The following is a 2,183-nucleotide window of genomic DNA, read 5'->3' as shown; positions in this document are numbered from 1 at the left end:
CTCACTTCACCGCGCTGTTCGGCGATGCCGCGCTCCAGCGCGTCCAGTTCATCGAGCAGGCGGCAGCATTCGCGGTAATAGGCATGGCCGGTTTCGGTCAGGCTCATGCGGCGGGTGGTCCGCTGCAGCAGCACTACGCCCAGATGCGTTTCCAGCGTGCGCAGCTGCTTGCTCAGCCCGGCTGGCGACAGGCCCAGGTCTTCGGCAGCACGGGCGAGGCTGCCGCGTTCGACGATGCGGCGGAAGGCGCGCATCAAGGTGAAGGAATCCATGCCGGTCCAGGCCGCGATGAGGTCGACATTGTAGATCCACGCCAGACGTGGATCGCCCACCAAGGTGGGCATTCAACGTGAGCGGACGCGGGGTTGCGCTGTTTGTTCAAGCCTGCAGCCCGCATGCCGCGCCAGCATGCAGGCCCCTCACTGTTCAGAGCCAGCCATGAAGCACTGGATGCTCCGCCTGTATGCCCCGTTGTTCCTGCTGGGTTTTGTTGCCGCCGCCATCGCCTGGGTCGGCCACTCCCACGGTGACCCGCTGTGGCTGCTTGCCTTGCTGGCTGTCGCCATCGCGGTGTCGTTCGCTGCCGAGCGGCTGTGGCCTTACGATCCGGCGTTCAACCACGACCAGGGTGACCGCCTGCGCGACGTCCTGCATGCGCTGGTCAATGAAAGCCTGAACCTGCTGTCGATCGCCACGGTGCCGATGCTGGCGGCAATCGTGCCCTGGCACGTCTGGCCGACGCAGTGGCCATTCGCGCTGCAGGTGCTGGTGGCGATCATCGCGGCTGACCTTGGCATCACCCTGGTGCACTACGCCAGCCATCGCATCGGCTGGTTGTGGCGGTTGCATGCGGTGCATCACAGCGTGATCCGCATGTATGGCTTCAATGGTTTGATGAAACACCCACTGCACCAGGCCGCCGAAGCGGTGGGCGGCGTACTGCCGCTGCTGCTGTTGGGCATGCCGATGCCGGTGGCCGCAGTGCTGGCGTTCGCCATCGCGATCCAGCTGCTGCTGCAGCATTCCAACGTGGACATGCGCCCGGGTGTGTTGGGCCGGGTGATGGCATGGGCACCGCTGCACCGCTTCCACCACATCCGCTATGGCACTGCAGGTGATGTCAATTTCGGTTTGTTCTTCACCGTGTGGGACCACCTGCTGGGGACCGCGTTTGATGCACCGGGCTATCGGTTGCGGCAGCGTGATCTGGGCATCGGCAGCCAGCCGGACTATCCGCTGGCGTATTCCGCACAACTGCTGGCCCCCTTCCGCGCGCTGCCCCATGGCGAGGTGCCGGAGCTTCCGGAAGGACTGCGCAGGCGCGGTTGATCGATGCGTCAGGCCGCGTGCAGCTGCAGGCCCTGCAGTTGCGCGGCACCGATGCCGAACATGCGGCGCAGGCTGCGCGAGAGGTGGGGCAGATCGGCGAAACCGGCAGCATGCGCGCTGTCGGTCAGGCTGTGCCCGCGCAGATGATGCGCCAGCGCACTGCGCAGCCGTTGCCACAGCACCCAACCGCGCAGGGTCACTGCCAGCTCGGACTGGAAGCGCCGATGCAGCTGGCTGGTCGACAGATGCGCGGCCTCGGCGATATCGGCGGCTGGCACCGGGCCGGGCAGGTGCTGGGTGATGCGGGCCAGCGCCGCCTGCACGCGGCGGTCCAGGGGCTGTGGGCGGCTCAGTCGCGGCAGCCACTCGTGCAGCTGCGCGGCATTGCCGGGCAACGACTGCAGATGCTGCTGGATCTGTTCGAGGTCGGCATGTGCCGGTTCGAGGAACACCGTGCAGCCGTCAGCGGGCGCCGACAGGATCGCGTGCGATTGGAAGGAGCGCAGCCACAGCCGTTGGCCCTGCTGCTGCACGCCATCGATCTCGACCTGCCAAGGGACGCCGTCGCTCAGCAGCAGCTGATGGGCGTAGTGCGCATGCGCGGCGCTGTCACCGGCGTGGCCCTGCAGCACGGCCACGTGTGCATCCAACAGCAGGGTGCCATTCCAGGGTAGAGCGGGGGAGGACATGGAGGAATTGTAGATCCACGCCATGCGTGGATGACGTATGCCGCAAAGGTTCATGGGAAAAACATCCACGCATGGCGTGGATCTACTGCGCGCCGGAAATCTGTCGAAGGCGGGGTGGGTCCGGTTGCGGGGGCGTGAGCGCCATGGATGGCGCGACCGAGCCTC

3 protein-coding genes are annotated in these 2,183 nt (G+C 66.4%); 1 reads left to right on the top strand and 2 read right to left on the bottom strand.

Going from position 1 to position 2,183, the window contains the following annotated elements; all coding sequences use genetic code 11:
• Positions 1 to 272, bottom strand: a 272-nt coding sequence (locus AC1VAN_RS19545) for a LysR family transcriptional regulator (RefSeq protein WP_480986509.1), incomplete at its 3' end; no start/stop codon positions are given.
• A gap of 178 nt (positions 273 to 450) precedes the next feature.
• Here AC1VAN_RS19545 and AC1VAN_RS19540 point away from each other — a divergent pair.
• Complete coding sequence (locus AC1VAN_RS19540; RefSeq protein ID WP_442252206.1) at positions 451 to 1,329, top strand: sterol desaturase family protein; 879 nt, start codon at positions 451 to 453, stop codon at positions 1,327 to 1,329.
• 8 nt (positions 1,330 to 1,337) lie between these two features.
• Here AC1VAN_RS19540 and AC1VAN_RS19535 read toward each other — a convergent pair whose 3' ends face one another.
• Positions 1,338 to 2,042, bottom strand: coding sequence for a helix-turn-helix domain-containing protein (locus tag AC1VAN_RS19535; RefSeq protein WP_032975256.1), 705 nt, complete (start codon positions 2,040 to 2,042; stop codon positions 1,338 to 1,340).
• Positions 2,043 to 2,183: the final 141 nt, after the last annotated feature.

Source organism: Stenotrophomonas sp. 05L44_2, assembly GCF_056665995.1.
Note: the sequence above shows the minus strand (reverse complement) of the source record. Positions and strands in the feature narration are given on the sequence as shown.